The organism is Desulfoglaeba alkanexedens ALDC (assembly GCF_005377625.1).
Lineage (GTDB): Bacteria > Desulfobacterota > Syntrophobacteria > Syntrophobacterales > DSM-9756 > Desulfoglaeba > Desulfoglaeba alkanexedens.
Genome location: NZ_CP040098.1, coordinates 1,698,406 through 1,721,929, shown reverse-complemented (window position 1 = coordinate 1,721,929; position 23,524 = coordinate 1,698,406). Strand labels below are relative to the sequence as shown.

Sequence of the window (23,524 nt, the reverse complement as noted above, 5' to 3'; positions counted from 1 at the left end):
ATTCGCTCCCTAGTCCTGGCTAAGTCCCGCTGAGTCGATAAGGTCGTCCGGTAGTGCCAACTTACCCTGCTTGATCATTTTTTTGCAGAATGCACTCAACTGAGCCTTGGCAAGTTTGGACGGCAAGGATTGTCCGTTTTCCCAACGATTTACGGTTGCGTAGCTGACATTCAACCGCCTCGCCAAGTCCTCCTGGCTCAAGGCGAGCTGCTGCCGGATTTCCTTTACCAAGGTCGATAAACTTCGATCTTCATTATCCATTCGGTGAACCTCTCGTCGTCAGGGCGGCAGATCTCTGGCTTCTGCTCGAATTTAATAGCGTATATTATATCATTCGCGGAATAAAAAGCAAGGGAAATCGCTTCTGCGAACATCCTGGAGAGAGTCAGGAAGGCCATCTACCTGAAGATAGGAATCTCCCGTCAATCAAACAACTTGGGCCAATATACAGCCAGACAGGCAGCGCCATGCCGTGCTCGTTACATACCGACACAAGGACCCGTCTGTAGAGGCTGGGGCCGCCCGGACGGAAACCCTCCAGGCGGTCGATGGCGGGCAGGCGTGTCTTGGGGTCGTCGAAGGTGAGAAGTTCCCCGTACACTGGGGCCCCAGTCGCCCGCTGTGGCGCTTTTCAGGATCGGTTCGGAGTATGAGGCCGGCTGTTCGGAAAATTGCGCCTGTGCGGCCACGTCGGCCAAAGGGTCCGGGCTGCCGTGGGCGAGGACATCCCCGTCCGGGACCTGCAGGACGGGAATGCCTGAGTGCATTTCGTAAAGGCGGCCACGGACCACGGCTTCCCGGACGTCCAAAACGCCCCGGCAGAAACGGTCATGATTCCAGAAACCGCGCTTCAGGGTTCCGTAGACGAAGAGTCTCAGCATTCCCTGTGTGTTCTCCTTCAAGGATTCATTGGGGTTCATTGCATGCTCTGTCATGGTGCCTTCCCCCTCTTTTCCTGGACGATGAACTCGAGAGACCCCCTCGAGAACTCCGTAAGAACCTCGTGCCTGAACACAATCATGCTCATGGCGGGAACAGACAGCTCCCGCCAGCCGCGCTCATCGGCCAGGACCGCATCCAGAAAGGCCGGATCGGAGGCGTAGAGCACCGCCCGATGCTTTCGGTGGATGCGAAGCTCGAGCGGTTTGTTCCCCTTGAGCACGAGGATGGTTTCAGGATCGAGCCGGGATGCGAGCACCGCTGTCATCTGGCCCCGGCAGCGCCGGAGCCGTTCTTTGAACCACTCGACATCCATCCGACCGCTCCGTGCGGCCCTGGCCGCCAGGCGGAAGAGCAGCTCGCTGTCCACCTGGGCGAAGCGCCTCAGTTTGAAACGGCGGAACAGATAGTCGGCGTTGTAGATGGTGCCGTTGTGGGTGCCGATGACGTCCCCGGCCCGGATCGGGTGGTTGTTGCGATTGACCCGTTCATCCCCGCGGGTCCGCCAACGCGTGTGGCCGAGCAGAACTGTTGTACGGTTGTCGATACCGGCCAAGACCTCGTGGAACGCCTTGTCGGTGACGAACTGACCGGCGGAAACCGGTCTCTTGAAGAGGCGATGCTCGCCGTCCCGATTGAGCCAGGCCATCCCGGTTGCGTGGGGGCCCCGGCTTTCGCTCAAGACCAGCAGCCGGGTGAACAGCCAGGCGAGATGTTCCCGTTCCTCGGCTCGTCGCCGTTTCTTGCCCAATATGACGCCAGCCAGCCCGCACATCAGGACTTCCCTCCGTCCGGTTCCACCACGAAGCCCCGGAAGACGCCCTCGGCGTATTCCTTGGGGTGGGCATCGATCCATCCCGCGGCTTCGGTAAAGTCGAGCTTCCGGGCGATCCGGACGACCTCGGGCCGGTCGAGCATATTGGTGAGTCCCGAGAGCCGCACCGCGTCGACGCCCTGCCAGACGAGGGCGGGGACGGGTATCCGCACGGGCGCGTCATCTTCGAGGACTTCAGCCAGGCCATGTTCGATCAAGGCGGCAAGGAGGGAGTCGGCCTTCTCCTCTGGGTTGTCGCCTTTGACCATCAGGTCGATGCCCGCGAGCATCTTGGTGTTGCGCAGGAGCATGTCGATGTAGTCCTCGAAACTCCCCTGGTCGGAAAACAGGGCCGCCCCTTTCATGGCCCGGACGATTTCAAGGGAGGTCTTCCCGGTGAACACCTCGCCTTCGCCCTCGAGGGGGTTTCCGGCGAGGTCGGTGTTCTTGATCAGCACTCTCACGGCGCACCTTCTTCATCCGTTTCCGCGGTGCCGTTCCCTGAAAACGCCGGAGGCCGGGTTTGCGGCCCGGCCTCCGTGGGGACATCCGCCTCGACGGCGGTTTGTGTCTTTGGTTTCGGTCTGCCGCGTTTGAACGCCCAGGGCGTTGAGGATGAGCGGTTCCTGCTTGTAGATGATCTTGGCCAGGTTGCCGAGGGTGCGGCCGTCGAATGCGGTGGCGTCCACATGAATATGGATGCCGCAGCGGTCGTCCACCTTGGCCCCGCATGCCCGCAGTGCCCGGACGACTTCCTGGAGGACGGGGATGTCCTCGTAAGACAGGACGGGGCTCACCACCTCGGCCCGCAGATGGACCGGCACATTGATGAGCGAGCCGTCGGCGACGACCTTCCAGACCCGTCCATGGTTGTCGGTGATCTCCCAGGGGTCGAAACTGGCCGGGCTCCCGACATGGCGGACCTCGCCGCCCACCACCGACTGGATCGCCTGGGCGACCCGCTCGCGCGTCCGTTTGACCGTCTCGATCTCGATTCCGAAGTTGATCCGGCGTAGGTCCATAGTCTCTCCTTGCGTTCTGTAAGCCCTTTCCCGGCAAGGGGTTGGCTCTTGTGTTCACACACATACAGGCTTCTTCCCGAACAGAAAGCAAGGCGATTCCGACGCATAACTCCTTTTATTCCAATGAGTTATATATATGAGACCACAACCCGCGGAAACACGCGGGGTTACGGGATTCCCTGACGTCCGAAGAAAAGAGAAGTGTTCCGGGGATCAGCTCCACTTCCAGTCGGTCCCGGTGTGTTTCTCCCACTTTCCGCCGCCCGCGAGGTCGGTGTTGAACCACTCGTCGCCCATGGAGGGATTGGGGATGGCCGCGTCGCGTTCGGTCTCGGTGCCGACGCCTCGATGGATGGCCTCCCGCGAGGTGAGCCCTTGGCCGAGCCGGTCCGGTCCGAGCAGGTCCCCCCAGCCGAGGGCCGGTGCCCGCAGACGGGAAACGAAGGTCCGGTAGGCGGTCGCATCCTTGGCCGCGCGGTAAAGGAGCAGTGAGCCGTCGGCGTCCCGGACCAGACTCGGCGTGTAGCAGCGTTCGAGGAACGGCCCGCTGCCGTTTTTGAATACCGGGTTGATCTCGGCCTTGCGCCAGTGGACGCGATCCCACGACCATGCGTAGCCGATTCCGGCGTTTCCCGCGGAGCCCCCGGAGTAGAGCATCCACCATCTCCCGTCCGGAAGCCGTTCCACATGGGCGGCGGATACGTAGCCGTTCGCGCCTTCCCAAGGCTGCGGGTCGATCAAACCGGAGAGGATCGGACCGTTTCCGATCAGTTTCCACTCGACGGCATCGTCGGAACATGCCAAGCCGAGGCTGTCGTTGCCGCCGGTCGAGGCAATGAAATACATGGCGTAGCGCCAGGTGAAAGGTCTCCCTTCGACCGAGGTGGGCAGCGGGTTGTACCAGAGGAACGACGGCCCGTAATGGCCGCGGTTCCAGACCTGGACGCTTCCCTCGGTGACCAAGTCGCCCGCGCACGGGGTGTCGCCCGTGAACGCGGCGGGGTCGACCGACGGATCGCAGACTGCGGTTCGCAGCCCGGCCATGGCGTAAGGCTGGTTCGGAACATCCGGATTCCAGTAGAGGATGCGCAGCCGGTTTGCGGTCTCCAGCGCGCAGACTACGTGATAGCCGTTGGCTGCGATGCCGGTGACCTTTTTCTCCGTGTCCCAGATGAGCCCGTCGTCGGAGAAGGCGCAAGTCGTACCCGCACCGTCGCCGTAATAGGCGATGAAGTTCCGGGGCCGGGTTCCGTCGTGGAAAGCGCCCGGGGACCGGAGAATGCGGACATAGTAAGCGCGCCCGGCCGTAAGAGGCAGGACGTGCGGGTAGCGGTGGTCGAAGACGACCGGCGGCAGACCTTCGGGCGGTTCCGCTCCGGAGGGGACCAGCAGCAGGCCGAGGTCCACGGCGCGGAGCAGGTCCGGGGTCATCGCCGGAACGACCGCGCTCTTACCCGGTCCGAGGGTTCCGGTGAACCCCGGTAGTTCCAGAATCGTATCGGTGTTGCTCTTGATGTTGATGCTCATAGTTGGTTCCTCCCGGCCTGCGCCGCAAGCGCCGCGGCGGACAGGTCTTCATGTAGGTATCCGGCGTCCATCAGTTCCTGGTTGATCCGCCCGGCTTCGAGTTCCTCCCGCCGGATGCGGGCCATGAGTCCGGCGAACGCCTCGGCGGCGTCCGTGGAGATGCCGTGTCGCTCCTCGATGCGCCGCATGCGGGCGTCGAGGTTGGCAAGCAAATCGAGCGTGTGATCCCGCAGGACGCCCTCGCGTTTTTCCTGTGGTGACGGAATGAACTCGGTCAATCCGCCTTGTCTGCGAACGATCATGGCATTCCTCCGATCAGCTCAACGTCGCACCGAGGGTGTGAATCCTCGGATACACCAGGTTGTTGCCGGTCATCTCCGCCTTGTAGCGGACCTTGTTTCCGTTCGGATCGGTGAACGTCCTGGTGAGCGTGTATTCGGTCCATTCCTGGTCGATCTCCCGCGTCGTCTGGATGGACATCGGTTCCCAGGTTGACCCGCCGTCGTTGGAGGCGAACCAATCGATGGTGGTCCCGCTGGGGATGTTCATCTGCGTGTAGACCTTGGTGGAGGAGACACCCTGGGTGAGTTCGTTCTCACGGTTCAAATACGCGCCCGTCGGGTCGTTGAGATACCCGATGAGGTTGACGTCCTTGTAGTTCAACACAGGAGAGTCGTTGGGAACGTTGGAGAAGAGGATCGCCCTCACAAGCACCTGCGCCGCGAGGTTGGGCAGCCGCTCCTCCTCCGCCGGAACGATGGCGTCCCAGAGGACGCCGCCGTCGGTGGAATACTCCCACACGATGCCGCAGCCTTCCGGAATGGACGAATACTCGTCCAGGTTCAGATCGCTGAACTGCACTCCGGTGATGGGCTGGAAGCGGACCTCGCCTTCGGACTGGAAGTCGTAGCCGTAGATTCTCATGGTGAGATCGGAGCTGTTGAGCGGCGTCCAGGTTTCGGCGTTCGAGCTTTCCAGCAACACGCCGGCGGTGTAAGTCTGACGCGTGATGACCCCGTTTTGTCCCAGGCGGCCCAGCGTGGCGATGCGCACCCGGTAATTGGTGCTGTTGGTCAGCAGCACGACTGCGTAACTGGTGTTCGCCTCCGCGTAGAAGGGATCGTCGAAAACGATTTTGGTCTCGGAACCTAAGGCGATCTCGCTCGGGGCGATGACCTTCTCGGCCAGGATGACCTCGTTGGGAAGCCCGGTCGTGACGCCGCGGATCTGAATGGTTACGGGGATGGAAGCGTCTTTCTGCGTGAAGTGAAGCCCCACGGCGGAGATGACCCGGTTCTCCCCGAAGCTGAAAGTCTGCGCGAGCGGGTCCCGGCGGCGGGTCACCCAACGCCAGCGCCATACGGTTCGCACCACTGGGACGCGGATGATGCGCGGCGGCACCTGCTGGACGATGGTCTGACGCTGCACGATGGTGCGGTTGACCACGACCCTTTCGATGCGCGTGATGACCAGGGGATCGTTGACCTGAAGGTTGGCTTGCGCCGAGTAGGTGCCGTCGGTCATTTCGACCACGCGGTTGCCGTTGCGGACATCGTCGGGAATGACGAAGGAGGCGATGACTCTGCCCACTGCGTCGCCGCTGAGATCCGAAGCCACCACCTTCCCGTCGCAGCGCACCGTCACACCGGTCGCGCCGGGGGTGAAGTTGGAACCGACCACAGCCACGCCTGTCTGACCGCGCCGGCCGATATTCGGCGTCACCTCCACGGCGGCGTCTGGTTTCTCGAACACGGCGTAGGGGTTGATGTTCTTGTCTTCGGACCAGTCGGTCTGCTCGATGAGTACGCGCTCCGTGCCCGGCAGGAGAACGAGGCTGTCCTTGAAAAGGGCGTCACTCCCGGCGGAGTCAACATCGAGCACCTGCGGCGTGGCCGCTCGGTTCGGGGCGGCGAATTGCCGTACCTCATCGATGCGGGCGCTCCACTCGCTGTGGTAAATGTCGGACTGGGCGTCGTTCGAGAAGTCATCGGAATAGACGCCCTTCTTGGTCTGGGCGTCCCGGTTCTGGAGCTCGTTGTTCATCTGGAACTGGGCGTCGTTGTACTTCAAGTCCTCGACGTCCTTGATGATCTCGTGGATCTGGTCCATGGTGATGCGGGTCACCCCGAAATTGAAGACCGTCAAGTCAACCGAGTTCGGCGGACAATCGACGCTGCACAGTCCGAGCGTGCCTTCCGGGACGATGGGCAGCTTCGGCCAGTCCGCCGGAGCGCCTTCCAGCCGTTTGATCTCGCGGGTGGTGGCGTAGATGATGTCCTTGCGTCCGATGTAGTAGTCATAGTCGATGCTGCAGTTGGAACCGCCCACCGGCTCGTCGCCGATGTCGGTGCGGCCGAAGTTGATGATGGAAAGGTTGCCCGGTTCGATCTGCGCGGGGGACATGGTCAGGCCGCTCGTGTTGGATGCGGGCGGATTTCCGCCCACGATCTCGTCCACGCCGTGGTGTATTACATCATGCTGGCATCCGCATCCACGGTGGATTTTGCAGGGGTAGGACGACGCCAGTTTGCCGTTCGGACGAAGGAGGGCCTTCGCTGTCCCGTAATCGTTCCCGAACCGGGCTTTCCACTCGGCATCCACCGCCGCCGCACCGGGAACGGCCTCGATCGCAGGCCAGAAACCCGTCGGTCTACTCTTCATCTTCTTCCTGCTCGGCAAGGATGAACCCGCGTTTCGTCAGCCAGTCTTCGACCACGGAGGCGTCACTGTCCCTGGTATACTGCGCGATATTCGAGGGTCGGATGGTCACGGTCCGGGCCGTTTTCGAATCCGTGAACCTCACTTGAAAGCTCGCCCGGATGATCCGAGCCTTCTGGGGCATGGCGCGGCCGCGTCCGGCGTAGGCGGCGAACACGTCGTTGGTCTTGCGTATCTCGATCTCCTTTTCGGAGCCGCCCCCATTCCATGCCGTCCACGTCGGTGCAGACGATGGATGTGTCTCCACCGTTTCGAAGAGGCTCGAGCGTGTACTTGCCCGTCTCAGGAAAGAAATCTTCGTTATTGGACACGTGGCGGCCGAACTGGCGGCGGAAGAGGTCCTTTTCCCCTTTACCGCAGGCGTGCATCCGAATCTCGCCGATGGTCGGTTCATACACCAAGACGTCGTACTTTTCTGGACGATAGAAGACGCTCGATGTCTGACCGCCGTCGAGACTGCCCTCGCGCCTCAATGGATCGCCGTGACGCACTAGAAACCACACGGCGTCCGTTTTGGGGTAGACGAAAACCCGTGATTCCCGTCCGCGCTTCTTCTTCTCGAACCAGTCGTCGAGGTCCTTCTCGAGGGCTGCCAGCGTTTTCGCGGTGGGCTGCTTGAACTCGGGGATTTTTTTCGATGCGGTCTGAAAATACTCGAAGGACCGGGGCTTTATGAGGTACTGCTCTGCGTGTTTGCGCTCCAGGAGTTCCTTGTCCTGAAGATAGACTTGGACAGCCACGTCGGCTGCGGTGGGGTCCGGGTTCCCGTTGAGGGATATGCCGTTGTTTTCCGCCTCCTGTAAGAGGACGTCCATGGCTTCCGGCGTGGCCATCTCATGCACAAAGTAGAGGGCGTCGAGCAGTCCCTTCGGCGTGTCCGTGTCCGGGTTCATGAGCACGTTGACGAGTTGGTCGTAATCGATGCCGTCGGAGGCGGATGGAGGCGGCAACGTCAATCCTCGGCCGTCGAAGTAGGGCTTGTGAGGGTTCAGCAAAGCCAGTAGATGCTCACGCGCGATGGCCTTGAGAGCTTCGGCATGGGCAAAGCGCCTGAGATTGTACGTCGCCATGATGCACCTCCCGTAATCATTCTCCCTCTTATGGCATAGGCTTCGGGATTTATTTTGCCTTTCTTTGATGAACCAGCGAATACACCAGAGGTACCAGAATCAATGTCACAAGGCCACTGACCAGCAGCCCCCCGATGACTGTGATGCCCAATGCATTCCATACTTCCGATCCTTCACCTCTGGAAAGGGCCAACGGGACCATGCCGAATATTGTTGTGAGACTCGTCATAAGCACCGGCCTCAGGCGTGTTTTGCCGCCCGTAACAACCGCTTCGGTTAGGCTCATCCCGCGCGCTCTCAATTGCTTGGTATAGTCCACAAGCACAATGGCGTTGTTTACAACAATGCCCATGAGCATGATCGCCCCGATAAAGCTCATCAGGTTGAGCGGAGTGGCCGTGACAGCGAAGGCCCAGATCACTCCGACGAAGGCGAAGGGAACCGAAAACATGATGATGAATGGATCGACGAAATCTTCGAATTCCCCTGCCATGACCATGTAGACAAGGGCAATTCCAAGGATGAGAAGAAGGGTCAGATCACGGAACGCTTTTCGTTGTTCCTCCACCTCTCCGCCCCATTCAATGGAAACGCCGGGAGGCAGGTCAAGCGAGGCCATCTGTTCTCGAATATCTCGTACCACGTCCCCTAAAACCTTGCCCTGGACCCCGGCCTGAACCTTTGTGACCCTGACCCTGTTTTTTCGTTCGATCTCCACTGGTCCGAAGCCCTCGCTGACAGAGGCGACATTTCGCAGCTTAATGGTCTGACCGGTCAAGGTGGTGATGGGGGTTTCCCCGATTTCACGAATCGTTTCCCGCTGATCCTTTTTTAGCCGCAGTTCAATGTCGAAGTCATCCCCGGCCTCCCGGAACTTGGTATCATCGAATCCATAATAATGGGTTCTCAATGCGTCGGCGACAAACGCCACATTCACCCCTAAAGATGCCGCCTTGTCCCGGTCAAGACGAACCTGCACTTCCGGCCGTGGTCTCTTTCTGCTGACAGAGACATCCACCGCGCCTGGTGTCGCTTCCACGATGCGCTTGATTTTATCGGCAACTTCATTTGTCACTTCGATGTCATGGCCTAAAATCTCGATGCTTATGGGGCGCCCTCCTCCCAAAAAGGCCTTTTGGATGGCACTGACAGCGCTGGCCGAAAACTTTTCAACACCCGGCAGTTTCATGACCTGCTCACGAAGCTCCGAGGCGATCTCCTTGGCGCTGCGAATTCGCTCTCCCTTATCTGTCAGGCGGCCCCCGATGCGACCGATGTTTGTCCCCTCTTCAAACCCGAGGGCCGTCAAAAACCCTTTTTTGGTCTGACCCGCCAAGGCATAGGACGCTTGCATCTCCGGGATGCTGTTGACCGCTTCAAGCATCTCCTTCGTTGTCCGGGCTGTAACCTCTCCGCGAGTGCCCTCCGGCATTTCCAGGACAACTTCCACTTCTCCCGAATCCACTTCCGGGAAAAATTCTGTGCCGATCAATGGAATAAGCGCCAGGCTGCCGGTGAAGACAATGATTATCAGTGAAAGCACTATTTTACGGTGGCCCAGCCCCCACCCCAGGACATGGGAATAATCGGTCTCGATTTTATTCAGCAAACGCTCGCTCCAGACAAATACCGGATTTGGCTTTCTTTCATCCCGTGAACGGAGCAAACGGGAAGCAGCCATGGGGGTCAAGGTCAGTGAAATGAAGAGCGAGGCCACAATCGTGATCAGGATCATGAACGCCAACTGACCAAAGAGGATGCCGGCGATCCCTTTCACTAAGAGAAGAGGCGCAAAGACGGCCACACTGGTCAACGTTGAGGCGGCCACCGCCATGCCCACTTCCGATGTGGCCTCAACCGCGGCCGGCTTCGGAGACTTGCCGTCGTCCACATGCCGTACGATGTTTTCAAGCACGACGATGGCATTGTCCACGACCATTCCCGCGGCAATGGCAAGACTCATCAGGGAAATGACATTGATGGTGTATCCCATGGCAAAAAGGGCGATAAAGGCTGCAACGATGGAGAACGGAATTGCCAGCATGACGACCAGGCTGGTACGAAACCGCCGGAGAAACAGGAAACAGACGACAATAACCAGGAGGCCGCCGACGATAGCGGCTTCAGCCAGGCTATTGATCATCGCATAGATATGATCCGAGTTGTCCAGAATCGTGTGGATCTCGATGTCCGCCGGCACCTCTTCCTTCAGGGTCTTCAGACGTTCTTTGATGGTTTCGATGACAGTAACGGTATTGGCGCCGGACTGCTTCTGGATCAGTAAAGCAATCGCGGGAAGCTTGCCCGACCGTGCCCACTCCTCGGGCTCCTCAAAGGCATCGGTGACAGTGGCCACATCCCTGAGTCGCACAAGCGCATCGCCGTCGCTGCCTATCACCGTATTGGCGATTTCAGCCGCATCCCGGTAGCGCCCTGCCACCCGGATCTGTAGTTCGTTCCTCCCGATTTTAGCGGTGCCGGCCGGAAGGTTCAGGTTTTCGGCGGCCAGAACGTGCCTGATCTGCTGGACGGATAGGTGGTATGCTTCGAGTGCCTCACGATCAAAATGGACATTGATCTGTCGTTCTTGGCCGCCGACATAGACAATGGCGCCCACACCCGGTACGCTCTTCAAAGGGTCGGCGATTTGCTTGTCCACAATTCTATAGAGGTCCGGCGAGCTTTCTTCCGCCGTCACCGTCATGACCAGCACCGGCACCATGGAACTGCTGAACTTGAAGATAAAGGGTTCTTCTGCTCCGTCGGCAATGTCCGGCTTGGCAAGATCGATCTTCTCCCGGATATCGTTAACCGCCACATCCAGGTCAGTGCCCCAGTTGAATACGCAATTGACGATGGCGATGTTGTCCTTTGATTTTGACTCCAGCCGATCGAGATCAGGTGTGGTGGAAAGCTGGTCTTCCAGGTACTTGGTCACCTCCGACTCGACATCCGCGGCGGAAGCTCCCGGATAGGGTGTAATTACACTCACGGCCGGTGGTTCAATATCAGGCAACATATCCAGGTTGAGTTTGAAAAAGGCGACGCAACCCAGCAATGTGATGGCAGCAAAAAACATAACGGTCGTGACCGGCCGGCGGACAGCTATTTCGGGAAGTTTCATACTTGACTACCCATTTTGTATTCGTTTGTTTCGAAAAAACGAAGGTCCTGCTCCAGATCTCGGAGACATCTGTTTTGCTCGTGACAACAGATCTTGGCCCAAACTATAACGCTGACCCAACCCGCTGCGGCAAGGGAAAGGAGGGTAGCGGTTCTTCCATGAAAATGGCTAGTAATGGCCCAGATTGCCAGCGCGGCTGCTATAATCGCACCAATCAGACATACGAATAGATGACAATTGCACGGATCACGGTCAGGTAGCGGAGGAGAAAACCAAATCTGTTCCCCGATCTGAGTCCGCTCAAATTGCGCATCGTCTAATTGCTTTTCAATTTCTCGGTCCTTGAACCTGATCATCACAACTTTTCTCTCAGGCTGGCCTCCGGAAGGCTGCAGCCTCCTTTTCTCGATAATTTCGCCTTTGACTTTTAGGGAATGAAAACGATCAACGAGCCGTTTTTCTTGGATCGAGCAAATATTAAATCCCATTTTTCGTCCTCCCCGATACGGGATCTTGTTGCAAGTTGATTGCGGCAGCGCCCTTCCATTTTTCCATAAGCTGCGCCGTAGCTTCCCGGTATCCCTCCTCAATGGCCTCCTGCGCCCGATGATATTCCAGAAACCGGATATGTCCCAACTTAGGCTGAATCAGCAGGTCGGGCGGATCTGTTGTCAGTCTGGTCGCTGTGATCTGTGCTTCCATGATGTTGATTGAGGTTGTCAACACATCAAAGATGCTCGGCACAGGGTCCCTTTGCACCCACTGGCGTATTCGCGATAATGTTCGCGAACTAAATTCATTGGATCTGTTGGTCAGTTCCTGCATGATTCTCCATTTTGGAGGAGAAGACTGATCAACCTCCTTCTCCAATAATGGATTAGCTGTAGCGAAGCCATTTGCGATCCTCTTATGGGCGATGTCCGCGTTCAAATCGACGGCGATCACGTAATCCGCGCCCATATTCCTGACCGCGCTTACCGGAACGGGATTGACTAGGCCGCCGTCGATCAGGAAACTGCCGTTTTTCTGTACCGCCGTGAAGATTCCTGGAACCGAAATACTGGCGCGGATGGCGTCAATAAGATCGCCTTCGTTCAGCACGACCTCACTGCCCGTGGTTAAATCGGTGGCAACCGCGCAATAGCGGATGGGTAATTCTTCAATGTCTATTTCTCGAACATGGCCACGAACAAAATCGGTGATCTTTTTCCCCTCAATGAGTCCGGACCTCGGGAAAGTTAAATCCAGGAAGGAAACGATTTGTTTCCAGTCGAGTTGCCGGGCAAAATCTTCCAGTACATCCAATTTGTTCAGGGCATAAGCGGCCCCTACCAATGAACCAATGCTGGTTCCGGCTATACACTTGACTTCTATGCCTGCGTCAGCCAATGCCCGTATCACACCGATATGTGCCCACCCTCGCGCAGAGCCGCTGCCCAGCGCCAGGCCGATATTTTTTGGAAAGTCCGAGTCATTGTTTGACATGCTCACCGCCGATCTTCTTGAAGAGTTGTTTCTCCGGACCTGTCCGTCTCATTCTTGTTCCAAACATCCTGAACGGTTACATCCATACCCGACCGCAAACGCCCCGTTTGGCTGGCAACGACCTTGTCACCCTCAACCAATCCCTTCATCACTTCGGCCCACTGGTCATTCACGGCTCCAATCTCGACCGCCCGCTTAACGGCTTTATTTCCTTCCACAACAAAAACGTAGTACGTGCCGCTGCCGGGCAGACGTGACAATGCGTCACGGGGTACGGCAAGCGCGCGGTGTTTGCTTACGGACAACCTTACCCTGGCGAACATGCCGTCCATCAGTTTGCCCTGCTGGTTGGGCACTTGAATCCTCACCCTAAAGGTTCGCGTTTGACGATCTACCATTGGATTGATAGAAACCACCTTCCCGGGGAACTCTTTCCCCGGATAGGCATCGACCATGATCATGGCAGTGGCCCCAATGGCAACGCGCCCGATATCTCCCTCGGGTAAATCGATATCCGCCTTCACATAGGATTGATCCACGATTCTGAGGAGTTGGACTCCGGGTTCAACGGCCTGACCAATTTCCACGGTTCTTTCAACAACCGCGCCACTGATGGGGGATCGGATTTCCGTATCTTTGAGATGTTCCAGCGCTGTCTCCAAGGCGGCCTTTGCCCGGTCCCTCTGGGCTTTGGCATAGGACACCGCTTCCCTGGCGCTCTTAAAGGCCGCTTCCGCCGCGTCAAAGCGACTTTGCGGAATCACCTTTTCTTCCAGCAGTTCGCTTGCCCGACGGAATTCCTTCTCGGCATGTTCAAACTTGGCATCAGCCTGCGGAACGGATGCTTGGGCAGCTGCAAGCGCCGCCTGCGCCTGTTTGACGCCGAGATCATAGTTTGTCCTGTCCAGTCTTATAACGACCTCGCCGGCCTTGACGCGCTCACCGATATCAACCAGAACCCGGCTCACCGTCCCTGCCACCTTCGGGCTTAGCGGACTCGTTTCTCGGGCTTTCAGGGTACCGACCGCGCTGATTACATCAGCGAATTCCTTCTGGACAACAGATGCAACTGTGACACGCGACGCTTTGGCAGTCCCGTTCAGTTCCTCGTCTTTTTGCCATTGCTTCCTTAAAACCTGGACAACCAAGAGCGCAAGAACGATAGCGACAACAGCGATCAAGACATATGCCTTGCTCCGTTTCATTCGACAGGCTCCTTGATACCGGATTGTTCTGCAACCATCTTGCCCACTGCGCGATGAAGGGCTGCAAGGGCGACGTTATGATCAAAAAGAGCCTGTGTATGATTCGCTTCGGCTCTACTTAAGGCCGTACGGGCGTCCAACACATCGGTGTTTGTGCCTTCTCCTGCCCGGTATCCGGCTTTTGCCTGGCGGTAAGCCTCCTTGGCCGTGTTCAGCGCACTCTCAGCCGCATCGATATTCTTTTCTGCTTTCCCAAGGTCCAGGAAAGCCTGGCGTACCTCAAGACGAATGAGGTCCGCTGTTTTATCTCGCTGGATTTTCACTTGATCCAGTTGTGATCTCGCTTCCCTGACCTTGGCAGCGGTTTTCCCCCAATTCCAGAGGGGAAGCTCTGCCCCTATTCCCACCGTCCAGTGGTCGCCGCCTTCCAGGTCACGAACATCGCCTTCCATATATTCGTAGCGCCCTTCCAGGGCAATGACAGGCAGGTATTCTCCCCTGGCTGCCTTGAGCGCTTGTTTAGCGGCCGCCGCCTGGAAATCTATTGCGGAAAGTTCGGGACGTTGTGAAAGGGCCAACTCGGTCAGCGAGGAAAGATCCGCTTCCGGCCCGGGCAACCGCACCAGGGTTTCCGTCAAATGGACTGATTTTTCAAGGGGGATAATGAGCAAATTCTTGAGTGCAGAATATGCCAGGTCGACTGCGTTGTCAGCGCCATTGAGCTCCTTGCGGGCATTGGCAAGTTCCGTTCGGGTGCGAAGCAGGTCGATTTCCGGATTCGCCCCTTTCTCCACCAGGATTGCCACGTCATGTTCATGCGCCTTGAGCAACTCGACGGCCTCCACGGCAACATCTTGAAACGCTTCGGCCAACTGTGCGGTCCGATAGGCGCGGGTAACCTGGAAAACGACTTCGTCTTCGAGCGCCCTGTTCCCTTGAGCTTGAGCGTCTCGTGAATACTGGGATGCCTTGCGCGCCGCATTTAATCGCCCTCCCGTGAAAATGGGCTGCCGGATGACGAACCCTGCTTTATATTGATCACGATCCATGAAGGTCAATGATTGCGGCCCCATTGTAATACTTAACTCCTCGTCCAGGCGTGTATAGGAAGCCTCCGCCCCCAAAAATGGGAGCATAGCCGATCTGGCCTGAGTTATCCTTGTGTCGGCTTGAGTCAGGGCTTCCCGGGTAAGGCGGATATCGTAATTGTGTTGCAGCGCTATTTTCAGGCAATCGCTTAACGACAGGTTTATGTTCCCATCCTTTTCGAGCTTGCGAAGCGCTTCATCGGAAGAATGGGGACGCTTGCCTTCTATTTCCGGTGATGCCTCGGCAATTGCGCCGGAATAGCTGTGCGGTAGATGTGCAGGAGGGCGCACAGAAGCACAGCCGTGTAGCGCCATCAATCCGATTGCCGCAAGAAACAGAAGCATAATGTGGGTGCTCTTCTTCAATGTATTTTCCTCTCAAATTCCGGAACAATTGAAAAGGGTGCGGCTCTTTTAGAACGACCATAAAAAGTAATATTAATTGGGACTTACGCTGATTTTGAGCCGGAGCACCGGCTGCAATTGCCGAGATAACAATTACGAAAAAGCATATATCCGATTTTTTTGATAAGCCTCCGGCAGCTATTGGAAACCCCGATGAAAAGAATTTTCGGCAGTGATCATTTTTCGCTGGACAAGACGCCATTGCTTTGCTATGTGAAAATAGCGAAAGGACAATGGCATGCATCCGGCAGAAAAACAGCAAAGGATTTGTGGGCGGCAGTTTTCGACGCAAGAGGTAGCGTTGATCCAAGAGGTCGTCACCAGTTGTGCTGGAATCAGCCGCAACGAGTTGGCACACACGATCTGCGAGCTGCTCAACTGGAAAAGACCAACTGGCCGGCTGAAGTGGACAGAAGGCCTTCAGCTGCTGGAACGGTTGGAAAATCTGGGGATTTTGGTGCTTCCGGCCAAAAAGATGTCGCGCATGGTCCGATCCGAAAAGAGCATTTCGCCATCGGGGAAAGCAGCGGTTTACAGCGAACTTACCGGCACTGTGGAGCAGTTCACCCCTATCGATGTGGAATTGGTTCAAAGCCGGGTGCAGCGACAGCTTTTCCGGGAGTTGGTCAGCCGGTATCATTATCTGGGATACGCCATGCCTTTTGGGGCAAGGCTCCAATATCTGTGCTATGTGAGCCGGCCCGTCAGACAAGTGGTCGGCTGCTTGCAGTTTTGCTCTCCGGCTTGGCGGATGAGGCCTCGGGATCAATGGATCGGTTGGGACGACGCAACGCGTGGGCGCTTGCTTCAGTACGTGGTCAACAACAGCCGGTTTTTGGTACTGGCCAAGATCCGCAATCTTTCCAGCATGCTGCTCGGCTGTGTCTTGAGACGGCTGCGAGACGACTGGCAAAAGATTTATGGGGTTACCCCCTATCTGGTGGAGACGCTGGTGGACAGCCAGCGGTTTTACGGAGGCTGTTACCGAGCGGCCAACTTTATCGTGTTTGGCCAAACCAGCGGCCGGGGCCGCATGGATCGCAACCACCAGCGCCATGGGGCGCAGGTAAAAACCGTGATGGTCTATCCGCTGGTCAAAAATGCGCGGCTTCGACTCACAAAGGGATAAGGGACGATGAAGGCATTGGCTGTTTTGTCGTCCCAAGAGCGGCTTTATGAACAGTCGCGGCAACAGTTTGAGCAAATTGTCGAGCGCCTTTGTTGCGAGGAGATCCACTCGATGAGCCATAGTCAGATTGAACGCGAACTTGAAAAGATGGGCCGGGAGCTGATGCGCAAACTGTTTGAAGAACATTTGCGGTCGCGCGGTCCTGGACGAATCGGCAAACCCGTTACGGGCGCAGATGCAGTTGAAAGGCCTTGCATGCGGCTTCATGAGCGGGATCTTGAGACGATTTTCGGCACTGTAGCGGTAGAGCGTGCAGGGTATTATAGCAAGGAGAAAAGCCCAAGTCTGCATCCGCTGGATGCCGACCTCAATCTGCCCGAACAAAAATATTCGCTTGAACTTTGCCGCCGGGTGGCCGAGGAAGCAGCCAAGACTTCCTTTGACGAAACGTTTGAGAGCATCAGTAAAAACACCGGCGGTCATGTTCCCAAACGCCAGATCGAAGAACTCGTCAGGGACGCGGCCCGGGACTTTGACGCTTTTTACAAAATGCGGCACGAGCAGGTGGTGGAACGTAAAGACACCGGTTCCATACTGGTGATGAGCGTCGATGGCAAAGGGGTAGTGATGCGAACCTCGGATCTTCGGGAGCAAACCCGCAAAGCAGCTCAGGCCCGCAAGCATAAAATGGGTGCCCGGCTTTCCAAGGGAGAGAAGAAAAACGCAAAGCGCATGGCTACCGTGGCAGCTGTCTATACGGTTGCACCGTTTATCCGTGAGCCCGAAGACCTGATTTGCGAAAACAACGCCGAACGTTGTGAAGCGATGCGCCCCCGTCCTGAGAAAAAGCGGGTTTGGGCGAGCCTTAAAAAAAACTCCGCAGCAGGTCATCGAAGAAGTATTTGCAGAGGCCAGCTGCCGGGATCCTTTGCATCAAAAGAGCTGGGTCGCCCTGGTAGACGGCAATAAGCACCAGATTCGTATCTTGCGCCGTATGGCCAAGCTCATCTTTGACAGTGGCAAAAAAGTATATCAGTAATGTCAATGACATACGACCCCATTGGAAGTTTTTGGCACTACGCTCCGTTCCGTCTAGGAGAGTACCCGGATGGTGGGAGGGATGGCAACTCCCACGGCCCTGAAGACGCTGCTGCACGTGCCCAGACATTGGGACCGCAGAGCGAAGCGCTTGCCGTTCTCCTCGATGACGATTTCCTGGAGGGCACTCAGATCTTGCTTGATATCGGACCACTCAAAGGCGTGGGCCGCCCGGTCCAGACGCCGGTAGAGCTCCTTTCGAAGTACCAGCGCCAGGAAGGAGCAGAACACATGTCCCCGGACATCACGTTGATGGAAAACGGGCCGCGTCTCAAAGGTCGACTTGAGGTCTCTGAAGGAGTGCTCTACCTGCCAGAGTTCCTTGTACTTAAGGGCCACCCGATCCGAAGACCAGTTGGTGTTGGTGATGAGGACCCACTTCCCGTCGAACCTCTCCTCCTCCTTGACCTTGTCGAGATCGATATGGATGCTGTCCTTGTCCACCTTGAGGAACTTGCGATACCCCTCGTTGCCGACAAGCGCCTTGGGGCCTTTGCGGATCTGTTCCCTGAGCGAGTCGATGATCTTGTCACGGTCGGCTTTGTCCTTCTCGGCCTGCTTGGGATTCAGACAAACGATGTAGCGCTTGTCCCGCACCATGACCTCCTTGACCTTGAGGGGAGAGCGCCCTTCACACTTGACCTCCTTGTAGCGGCCGGCTCGGGCAAGTACTTCGGCGGTGATCTCCTTGACCTTCCGCATCCGGGTCCCAAGGATGTAAGCTATCTTCCTTTCTTCAAGTTCTCGGATCGTCTCCCTGCTGACCATGCCACGGTCGGCCACGATGCAGAACCTCCCCACCCCAAAACGCTTGCGAATGCGATCCGTCACGGGAACCAGAGTCTTGACGTCCGTGGAGTTGCCCGGCCACATCTCACAGCAAAGAGGCCTGCCGTTCTGGTCCAGGACGGCTCCCACCACCATTTGCTTGAGCTCGGGGCGGTGATCCTTGCTGAACCCTCTCCTGCCAAGGCTTTCACCTCCTTCGCCATGGAAGTAAACGGAAGTGGTGTCGAAAAACACCAGGTCCAGCTCGGCAAACAGGTGGCGCTGGCCCGCGAACATTTTCTCCTCGATGACATCCTTGACACATCGCGGAGAAGACAGGGTGGCATGTTCCTGATCGTCCAGCACTTCGCCCAGAAACGCCATCGCCCGGTAGAACTGATGCAGAGCGAGGTCTTCGGTTCCCTTGACCACGAGATCGCGGCGCCACTTGTCGCAGAAGCGGTCCGATCCGCTGATCAGTATCCTGTGCAACACGGTGAGGAAGATGGCTCGTTCCACATCGAACAGGAAAGCCCGGTTATGGAGCAGGTCTCTGATCACCTGTTGAATTCCCAACTCACACCAGAGCCGTTCAAAGATGATGGCGGGGCCGATCGTCTTTGCCTCACACTGGATCTCGCTCTTCCCGGAAAGGACCAGCAAAGCTTTCTCGCTGAAACGCGAAAGAGAGCGGATGAGGGTCTCGACCTCGCCTTTGGCACTCAGTTTGTCCATACGCCCAACGGTTGCAATCACGCGCTGGGTGACCTTGGAGTTAACCCTCTGGTTTTCAACGATTTGCAGGTAGTCATACTTACCGGACTTTTTGATGCGAGCGAACATGCGAGCCTCCTCTTAGGACACTCGCAAATTAGCTCATGCAGGAACACATTGCAAGGGCAAAACCATCATTCTATGGCACTACAGAATGACGCATTTTCCAGACATGCCCTAGCATCCATGCGGATTTGCGGGATGTGACCAGGTGGTCACTGTAAAACTTGAGTTAGGGTGAGCCGCCCCATGGAACTGGTCGTGTTGAACTGCTGGGTGACCGAGACGAAGCTCACGGAATGCTTGTCGAAGATTTCCATCATGCGGGCGAAGTCCAGGAGGGATCGGCTGAGTCTGTCGACTTTGTAGACCACCACGCAGTCGATTTCGCCCGACTCGATGCCGGCGAAGAGCCGCTTGAGGGCGGGCCGTTCCATGTTGCCTCCGGTGAATCCGCCGTCGTCAAATCGGTCGGGGATGCACACCCATCCCTCGTGCCTTTGGCTCGCGATATAGGCTTCCGCGGATTCCCTCTGGGCGTCGAGGCTGTTGAACTCCTGCTCCAGCCCCTCGTCTGTGGACTTGCGGGTGTAGATGGCGCAGCGGATCGTCCCGTTGGTTCTTGATGCCGACTCCCGGGCTTCTCCCCGGCCACGGTTATTGTTTCTGCTCATTCCTTTCTCCTCTCGGGTTTGCGGCTCCCGCCTCTGGCAGCTCCATCGGCGATGCCGAAGAAGAGGAACCCGTTCCACTTGCTACCGGTGACCTCCTGGGCGATGGCGGAGAGGGACTTGTAGCGTCGGCCGTCGAACTCGAAGCCGTTGTCGAGGACCTTGACCACAATGTCGCGGCCTTGGAACTCGCGGGCGAGCAGAGTTCCGGGCAGAGGCAGCCTCGGGTCGCGCGACGGGGATATTCGGCCGGTAGCCGTTCTCGCTTTGACCTCGGAGGAACCCGAGGCGACCGGATCACGCGGAGCCCGCGTTCTCAGGTCGGCGTCGTTGGCCAGTTCCTCGGCTCTGCGCCGGGCCCGCTCCGAAAGGTCACCCTCGGCCAGGGCTTGGATACGCCAAGCGATTCGCTTGCGAAGGAACTCTTTGTGGTAAGAGCGGGTCTCTTCTCCGAAGACCTCGATGTACTTGTCTCGGAGCTCTCCTACGGTCATCCGGGAGAGCCCCTGGACCTCTTGATACGTTGTTGCTTCCATCCGAAACCTCCTTTGGTTCATGGGCTTCGCCCCGGCGGGCGGTCCGTCCGCACCGCAGTCTCAGGGCGTTAACTCGTGAATGAATGAAGGCTTCGGTGGCCCGAAACATCAAGGCGTTTCTCCGTAAACGCCTCAGATTCTTCGACTTGCGCCACATGCGCCGCCCCGCCGTCGGAATCGGGGGCGAGTCGGCGTCCGTTTCGATGGCGCATGTACCCCCGGGCAAGGATCGTAGCGATCTCCGATATCACCTCGTCGACCGAGACTGGGACGTGTTCGTTGGCCGGCATCCGGTCCTCCTTTTGCGGGAGGCCGCGGAAGGGCCCGCCGTGGATGCCGCGGGGCTGGATAGGCCGGTCATCGAGAAGGCCGTTGGAGCCCGTTCGACACCGCCTGAGGGCGATGTCGTCGGCACCCACAACGGTCTCCGTTCTCACGGCCGTTTCCGCTGTCTGGTAATCCGCTTGCGCCGGACCCACTGGTCCGGCTTTCGACAGATACCTACCGGAGGGGAGTTCGAAATGTCGAAGCGGGTGCCCGGATGCAACCGGGCTGTTAAACAAGGCGACTCGAAAAACGGAGAACGGGAGAATTCGGAAAGGACATTTTCGGAGAGCGCGCGCAACCCCCAGGGTTGCACCCGAACCGCGAACGGCGGGTTTCGAAACGGAAAATCAGGATTAATGTGCAGGCGGGCGTAAGTCGGCGTTGGCACGCCGGAAACGACGAGACCCCGAGGGGATCACCCCACGGGGTCTTGCGTTAAATAAGAACCGCTGAAATCAGCGGATTGAATTTTGGCTCCCCGGGACGGACTCGAACCGCCAACCTAGTGGTTAACAGCCACCCGCTCTGCCGATTGAGCTACCGGGGAACATTTCAAGCGCGGCGACTGAGTAGCAAAAGGCCTGCCCAATGTCAAGGAGAAAGCCCCAAGCCGCTCATGGGCGTTCCGCCGCTTTTCAGGCGGGGTGGAAACCCCGTCCGCCGGGCTATTCTTCCGTTTCCTTCGACGCCTTGCCTTCCTTTTCGGGGGTGACGCAGCGCTTCAGGAGTTCCTCGTATTCGGCGTCCACTCGGGCCTGGATCCGCTCGATCTCGGTTTCCGTAAGGTGCCGGAAGCGGCGCTGCAGCTTCAGGTATTCGCTCACCGGCTTGGGCTTGGCGATCTTTCGCGAAAGGATCCACTGGCCGTCGATCACTTCGTAGAGCGGGAAGACCTTGCTTTGGACTGCAAGACGCGCCACTTCCACGGTGAGGTCGGTTGGGTAGCGCCACCCGGTCGGGCACGGCGAATAGATGTGAAGATACGCCGGTCCGGGCACCATAGCCGCCTTTTTCACCTTGTTCATGAGGTCCAGCGCATAGGCCGGAGACGCCGTGGCCACGTAGGGGATGCCGTGAGCCGCCGCAATGGCCGCAACGTTCTTCTTCCAGGTCCGCTGGCCGATGCTCTTCTTACCCGGAGGCGACGTGGTGGTCATGGCGCCGTAGGGCGTGGCCGACGACCGTTGGATTCCGGTATTCATGTAGGCTTCGTTGTCCAGGCAGACATAAACGAAGTTGTGGCCGCGCTCCAGCGCGCCGCTCAACGCTTGAAGCCCGATATCGGCCGTTCCGCCGTCGCCCGCATAGGCCAGAAACACCACATCCGGCTGATGGATTCGGCCCTTGCGGTTGAGCACCTTGTAGGCCGATTCGACGCCGCTGATGACTGCGGCCGCATTTTCAAAGGCCACGTGAATCCAAGGTACCCGCCAGGCCGTTTGAGGAAAGGGCGACGTCACGATTTCCATGCACCCCGTGGCGCTGGCCACGATGACGTTGCTTCCCAACGCCTTCATCACCTGGCGCAGGGCCAGGATCTCGCCGCAACCCTGGCACGCCCGGTGCCCCGGCGAAAGGGGCTCGCCCTCGGGCAGCTTCTTCGGGTTAAACCCATTGAAATCCTTCAGTGCTTCCGCTGCTATGCCCATCATTCCCTCACATTGATGATTTCATATCCCATGGGATCACCGCGCTTCATGGACGCGACCAGCTTGTCATGTATTTCTTCGAAGTTTTCGACCGTTATGTCTCTTCCGCCGAGCCCCGCCACGTAGTTCTGGATGTAGGGGTAGAAGGCCCGATCATACAAGCACGCCTTCACTTCCGTACAGACCGGCCCGGCGCCGCCGCTGAAGCCCATGGCGCGGTCCATCACCGCAACGGCTCCGGCCCCCTTGAGCGCCTGGTAAAGCTCGTCAAAGGGGAAAGGGCGCCAGAGCCGGAGCCGCACCAGCCCCACCTTTTTCCCCTCGGCCCGCATCTTGTCCACGGCCGTCATGGCCGTTTCCGAAGTGCTTCCCATGGTGAGGATGATGACATCGGCGTCTTCGGACTTGTAAGTTTCCACCGGCCGGTACCGCCGGCCGAAGACCTTTGCGAACTCGTCCCAGGTTTCGACGATCACGGGATACGATGCCTTGAACGCCTCATCCTGGGCCTTTTTCACCTCGGTGTAAACCTCCGGCATCCCCACGGGACCGAAGGTCATGGGTTTTTCGGGATCCAGGCGAAGCCTCGGCCGGTAGGGCGGCAGGTAGCGCTTCACTTCGTCTTCATCGGGCAGCAGCACCGGTTCGATCATGTGGCTCAGCGTGAATCCGTCGAGGTTCACGATCGCCGGAAGCAGCACACGGTGGTCTTCCGCCACCCGAAAGGCATGCAGCAAGAGGTCCACCACTTCCTGGCCGTTTTCGGCCACCGTCTGGATCCAGCCGGTGTCGCGGCTCATCATCAGGTCCGCGTGGTCGTTCCAGATGCTGATGGGAGCGCTCAACGCCCGGTTCACCACCGCCATCACAATGGGAAGCCGCAGGCTGGAGGCGATGTAGCAGATTTCAGCCATCAGCGCATAGCCCTGAGAGCTGGTGGACGTAAAGGTCCGGGCGCCGGCCGCCGCCGCGCCCACGCAGGTGCTCATGGCGCTGTGTTCCGACTCCACCGGAATGAATTCCGCATCCAGATGCCCGTCGGCCACCAGTTCCGAAAGATGTTCCACGATATGCGTCTGCGGCGTGATGGGATAGGCCGCGATCACGTCCACATCGCACAGCCCCACCATTTCGGCGGCGGCGATGGAGACTTCCATTCCCACGCGCTTGCCCAT

The 23,524-nt window shown here is 58.1% G+C and carries 22 protein-coding genes, 1 tRNA gene and 1 pseudogene; 2 read left to right on the top strand and 22 right to left on the bottom strand.

From position 1 onward, the window contains the following. Positions 1–9 precede the first annotated feature (9 nt). From FDQ92_RS07825 to FDQ92_RS07760, 15 genes are all read right to left on the bottom strand, one after another. Positions 10–261 carry a helix-turn-helix domain-containing protein gene (locus tag FDQ92_RS07825; protein ID WP_137424051.1) on the bottom strand — a complete coding sequence of 84 codons (252 nt, stop codon included), beginning with the start codon at positions 259–261 and terminating at the stop codon, positions 10–12. A gap of 124 nt (positions 262–385) precedes the next feature. Further along, positions 386–559, bottom strand: a complete 174-nt coding sequence (locus FDQ92_RS16215) for a hypothetical protein (RefSeq protein WP_342780369.1) — start codon at positions 557–559, stop codon at positions 386–388. Continuing rightward, entirely contained in the window at positions 480–881 is a 402-nt protein-coding gene (locus tag FDQ92_RS07820; protein ID WP_211341206.1) for a gamma-glutamylcyclotransferase family protein, read from the bottom strand. The genes FDQ92_RS16215 and FDQ92_RS07820 overlap by 80 nt, the downstream gene beginning before the upstream one ends. 50 nt (positions 882–931) lie before the next feature. Further along, positions 932–1,714: a class II glutamine amidotransferase gene (locus FDQ92_RS07815; RefSeq protein WP_137424050.1), complete on the bottom strand. Its 783-nt coding sequence runs from the start codon at positions 1,712–1,714 to the stop codon at positions 932–934. Beyond that, the gene (locus FDQ92_RS07810; protein ID WP_246041620.1) at positions 1,714–2,217 is read right to left on the bottom strand and encodes a DUF5049 domain-containing protein; all 504 of its coding nucleotides are present in this window, start codon (positions 2,215–2,217) and stop codon (positions 1,714–1,716) included. Before FDQ92_RS07810 ends, FDQ92_RS07815 begins: the two co-directional genes overlap by 1 nt. A gap of 12 nt (positions 2,218–2,229) precedes the next feature. Further along, a complete protein-coding gene (locus tag FDQ92_RS07805; protein WP_137424049.1) occupies positions 2,230–2,775 on the bottom strand; it encodes an amidoligase family protein in 546 nt (181 codons plus the stop codon). A 213-nt stretch (positions 2,776–2,988) separates the two neighbouring features. Continuing rightward, positions 2,989–4,302: a glycoside hydrolase family protein gene (locus FDQ92_RS07800; protein ID WP_137424048.1), complete on the bottom strand. Its 1,314-nt coding sequence runs from the start codon at positions 4,300–4,302 to the stop codon at positions 2,989–2,991. After that, entirely contained in the window at positions 4,299–4,604 is a 306-nt protein-coding gene (locus FDQ92_RS07795; RefSeq protein ID WP_246041619.1) for a hypothetical protein, read from the bottom strand. Before FDQ92_RS07795 ends, FDQ92_RS07800 begins: the two co-directional genes overlap by 4 nt. 13 nt (positions 4,605–4,617) lie before the next feature. Further along, positions 4,618–6,963 (bottom strand): DUF4815 domain-containing protein, encoded by a 2,346-nt coding sequence (locus FDQ92_RS07790; RefSeq protein WP_137424047.1) that lies wholly within the window; start codon positions 6,961–6,963, stop codon positions 4,618–4,620. A 62-nt stretch (positions 6,964–7,025) separates the two neighbouring features. After that, the gene (locus tag FDQ92_RS07785; RefSeq protein ID WP_137424046.1) at positions 7,026–8,090 is read right to left on the bottom strand and encodes a hypothetical protein; all 1,065 of its coding nucleotides are present in this window, start codon (positions 8,088–8,090) and stop codon (positions 7,026–7,028) included. Positions 8,091–8,139: 49 nt separating this feature from the next. Next, positions 8,140–11,214, bottom strand: a complete 3,075-nt coding sequence (locus FDQ92_RS07780; RefSeq protein WP_137424045.1) for an efflux RND transporter permease subunit — start codon at positions 11,212–11,214, stop codon at positions 8,140–8,142. Next, positions 11,211–11,702, bottom strand: a complete 492-nt coding sequence (locus FDQ92_RS07775) for a hypothetical protein (protein WP_137424044.1) — start codon at positions 11,700–11,702, stop codon at positions 11,211–11,213. Before FDQ92_RS07775 ends, FDQ92_RS07780 begins: the two co-directional genes overlap by 4 nt. After that, on the bottom strand, positions 11,692–12,699 hold the full coding sequence (locus FDQ92_RS07770; protein ID WP_137425759.1) for a patatin-like phospholipase family protein: 1,008 nt from the start codon (positions 12,697–12,699) through the stop codon (positions 11,692–11,694). The genes FDQ92_RS07775 and FDQ92_RS07770 overlap by 11 nt, the downstream gene beginning before the upstream one ends. Positions 12,700–12,701: 2 nt before the next feature. Further along, positions 12,702–13,904: an efflux RND transporter periplasmic adaptor subunit gene (locus tag FDQ92_RS07765; RefSeq protein WP_137424043.1), complete on the bottom strand. Its 1,203-nt coding sequence runs from the start codon at positions 13,902–13,904 to the stop codon at positions 12,702–12,704. Further along, entirely contained in the window at positions 13,901–15,358 is a 1,458-nt protein-coding gene (locus FDQ92_RS07760; RefSeq protein WP_246041618.1) for a TolC family protein, read from the bottom strand. Before FDQ92_RS07760 ends, FDQ92_RS07765 begins: the two co-directional genes overlap by 4 nt. Positions 15,359–15,635: 277 nt before the next feature. Between FDQ92_RS07760 and FDQ92_RS07755 the strand changes: the two genes are divergently transcribed. Both FDQ92_RS07755 and FDQ92_RS07750 read left to right on the top strand, forming a co-directional pair. Next, complete coding sequence (locus tag FDQ92_RS07755; protein ID WP_137424042.1) at positions 15,636–16,526, top strand: DUF4338 domain-containing protein; 891 nt, start codon at positions 15,636–15,638, stop codon at positions 16,524–16,526. 6 nt (positions 16,527–16,532) lie between these two features. Then, positions 16,533–17,495, top strand: a complete 963-nt coding sequence (locus FDQ92_RS07750; protein ID WP_137424041.1) for a hypothetical protein — start codon at positions 16,533–16,535, stop codon at positions 17,493–17,495. Positions 17,496–17,618: 123 nt separating this feature from the next. Here the strand turns inward: FDQ92_RS07750 and FDQ92_RS07745 are convergent, their stop codons facing one another. The 7 genes and pseudogenes from FDQ92_RS07745 to FDQ92_RS07715 form a co-directional block, all read right to left on the bottom strand. Beyond that, positions 17,619–19,235 (bottom strand): IS1634 family transposase, encoded by a 1,617-nt coding sequence (locus tag FDQ92_RS07745; RefSeq protein WP_137424040.1) that lies wholly within the window; start codon positions 19,233–19,235, stop codon positions 17,619–17,621. A gap of 152 nt (positions 19,236–19,387) precedes the next feature. Continuing rightward, positions 19,388–19,840, bottom strand: a pseudogene (locus FDQ92_RS07740) (recombinase family protein); the annotation flags it as partial. After that, positions 19,837–20,373 carry a DUF2924 domain-containing protein gene (locus FDQ92_RS07735; protein WP_137424039.1) on the bottom strand — a complete coding sequence of 179 codons (537 nt, stop codon included), beginning with the start codon at positions 20,371–20,373 and terminating at the stop codon, positions 19,837–19,839. The gene FDQ92_RS07735 and the pseudogene FDQ92_RS07740, both read right to left, overlap by 4 nt. A gap of 68 nt (positions 20,374–20,441) precedes the next feature. After that, positions 20,442–20,810 (bottom strand): hypothetical protein, encoded by a 369-nt coding sequence (locus FDQ92_RS07730; RefSeq protein ID WP_137424038.1) that lies wholly within the window; start codon positions 20,808–20,810, stop codon positions 20,442–20,444. A gap of 361 nt (positions 20,811–21,171) precedes the next feature. After that, a tRNA-Asn gene (locus tag FDQ92_RS07725) sits at positions 21,172–21,247 on the bottom strand. 118 nt (positions 21,248–21,365) lie between these two features. Beyond that, entirely contained in the window at positions 21,366–22,349 is a 984-nt protein-coding gene (porB, locus tag FDQ92_RS07720) for a pyruvate synthase subunit PorB (RefSeq protein WP_211341426.1), read from the bottom strand. Then, complete coding sequence (locus FDQ92_RS07715; protein ID WP_137424037.1) at positions 22,349–23,524, bottom strand: transketolase C-terminal domain-containing protein; 1,176 nt, start codon at positions 23,522–23,524, stop codon at positions 22,349–22,351. The genes porB and FDQ92_RS07715 overlap by 1 nt, the downstream gene beginning before the upstream one ends.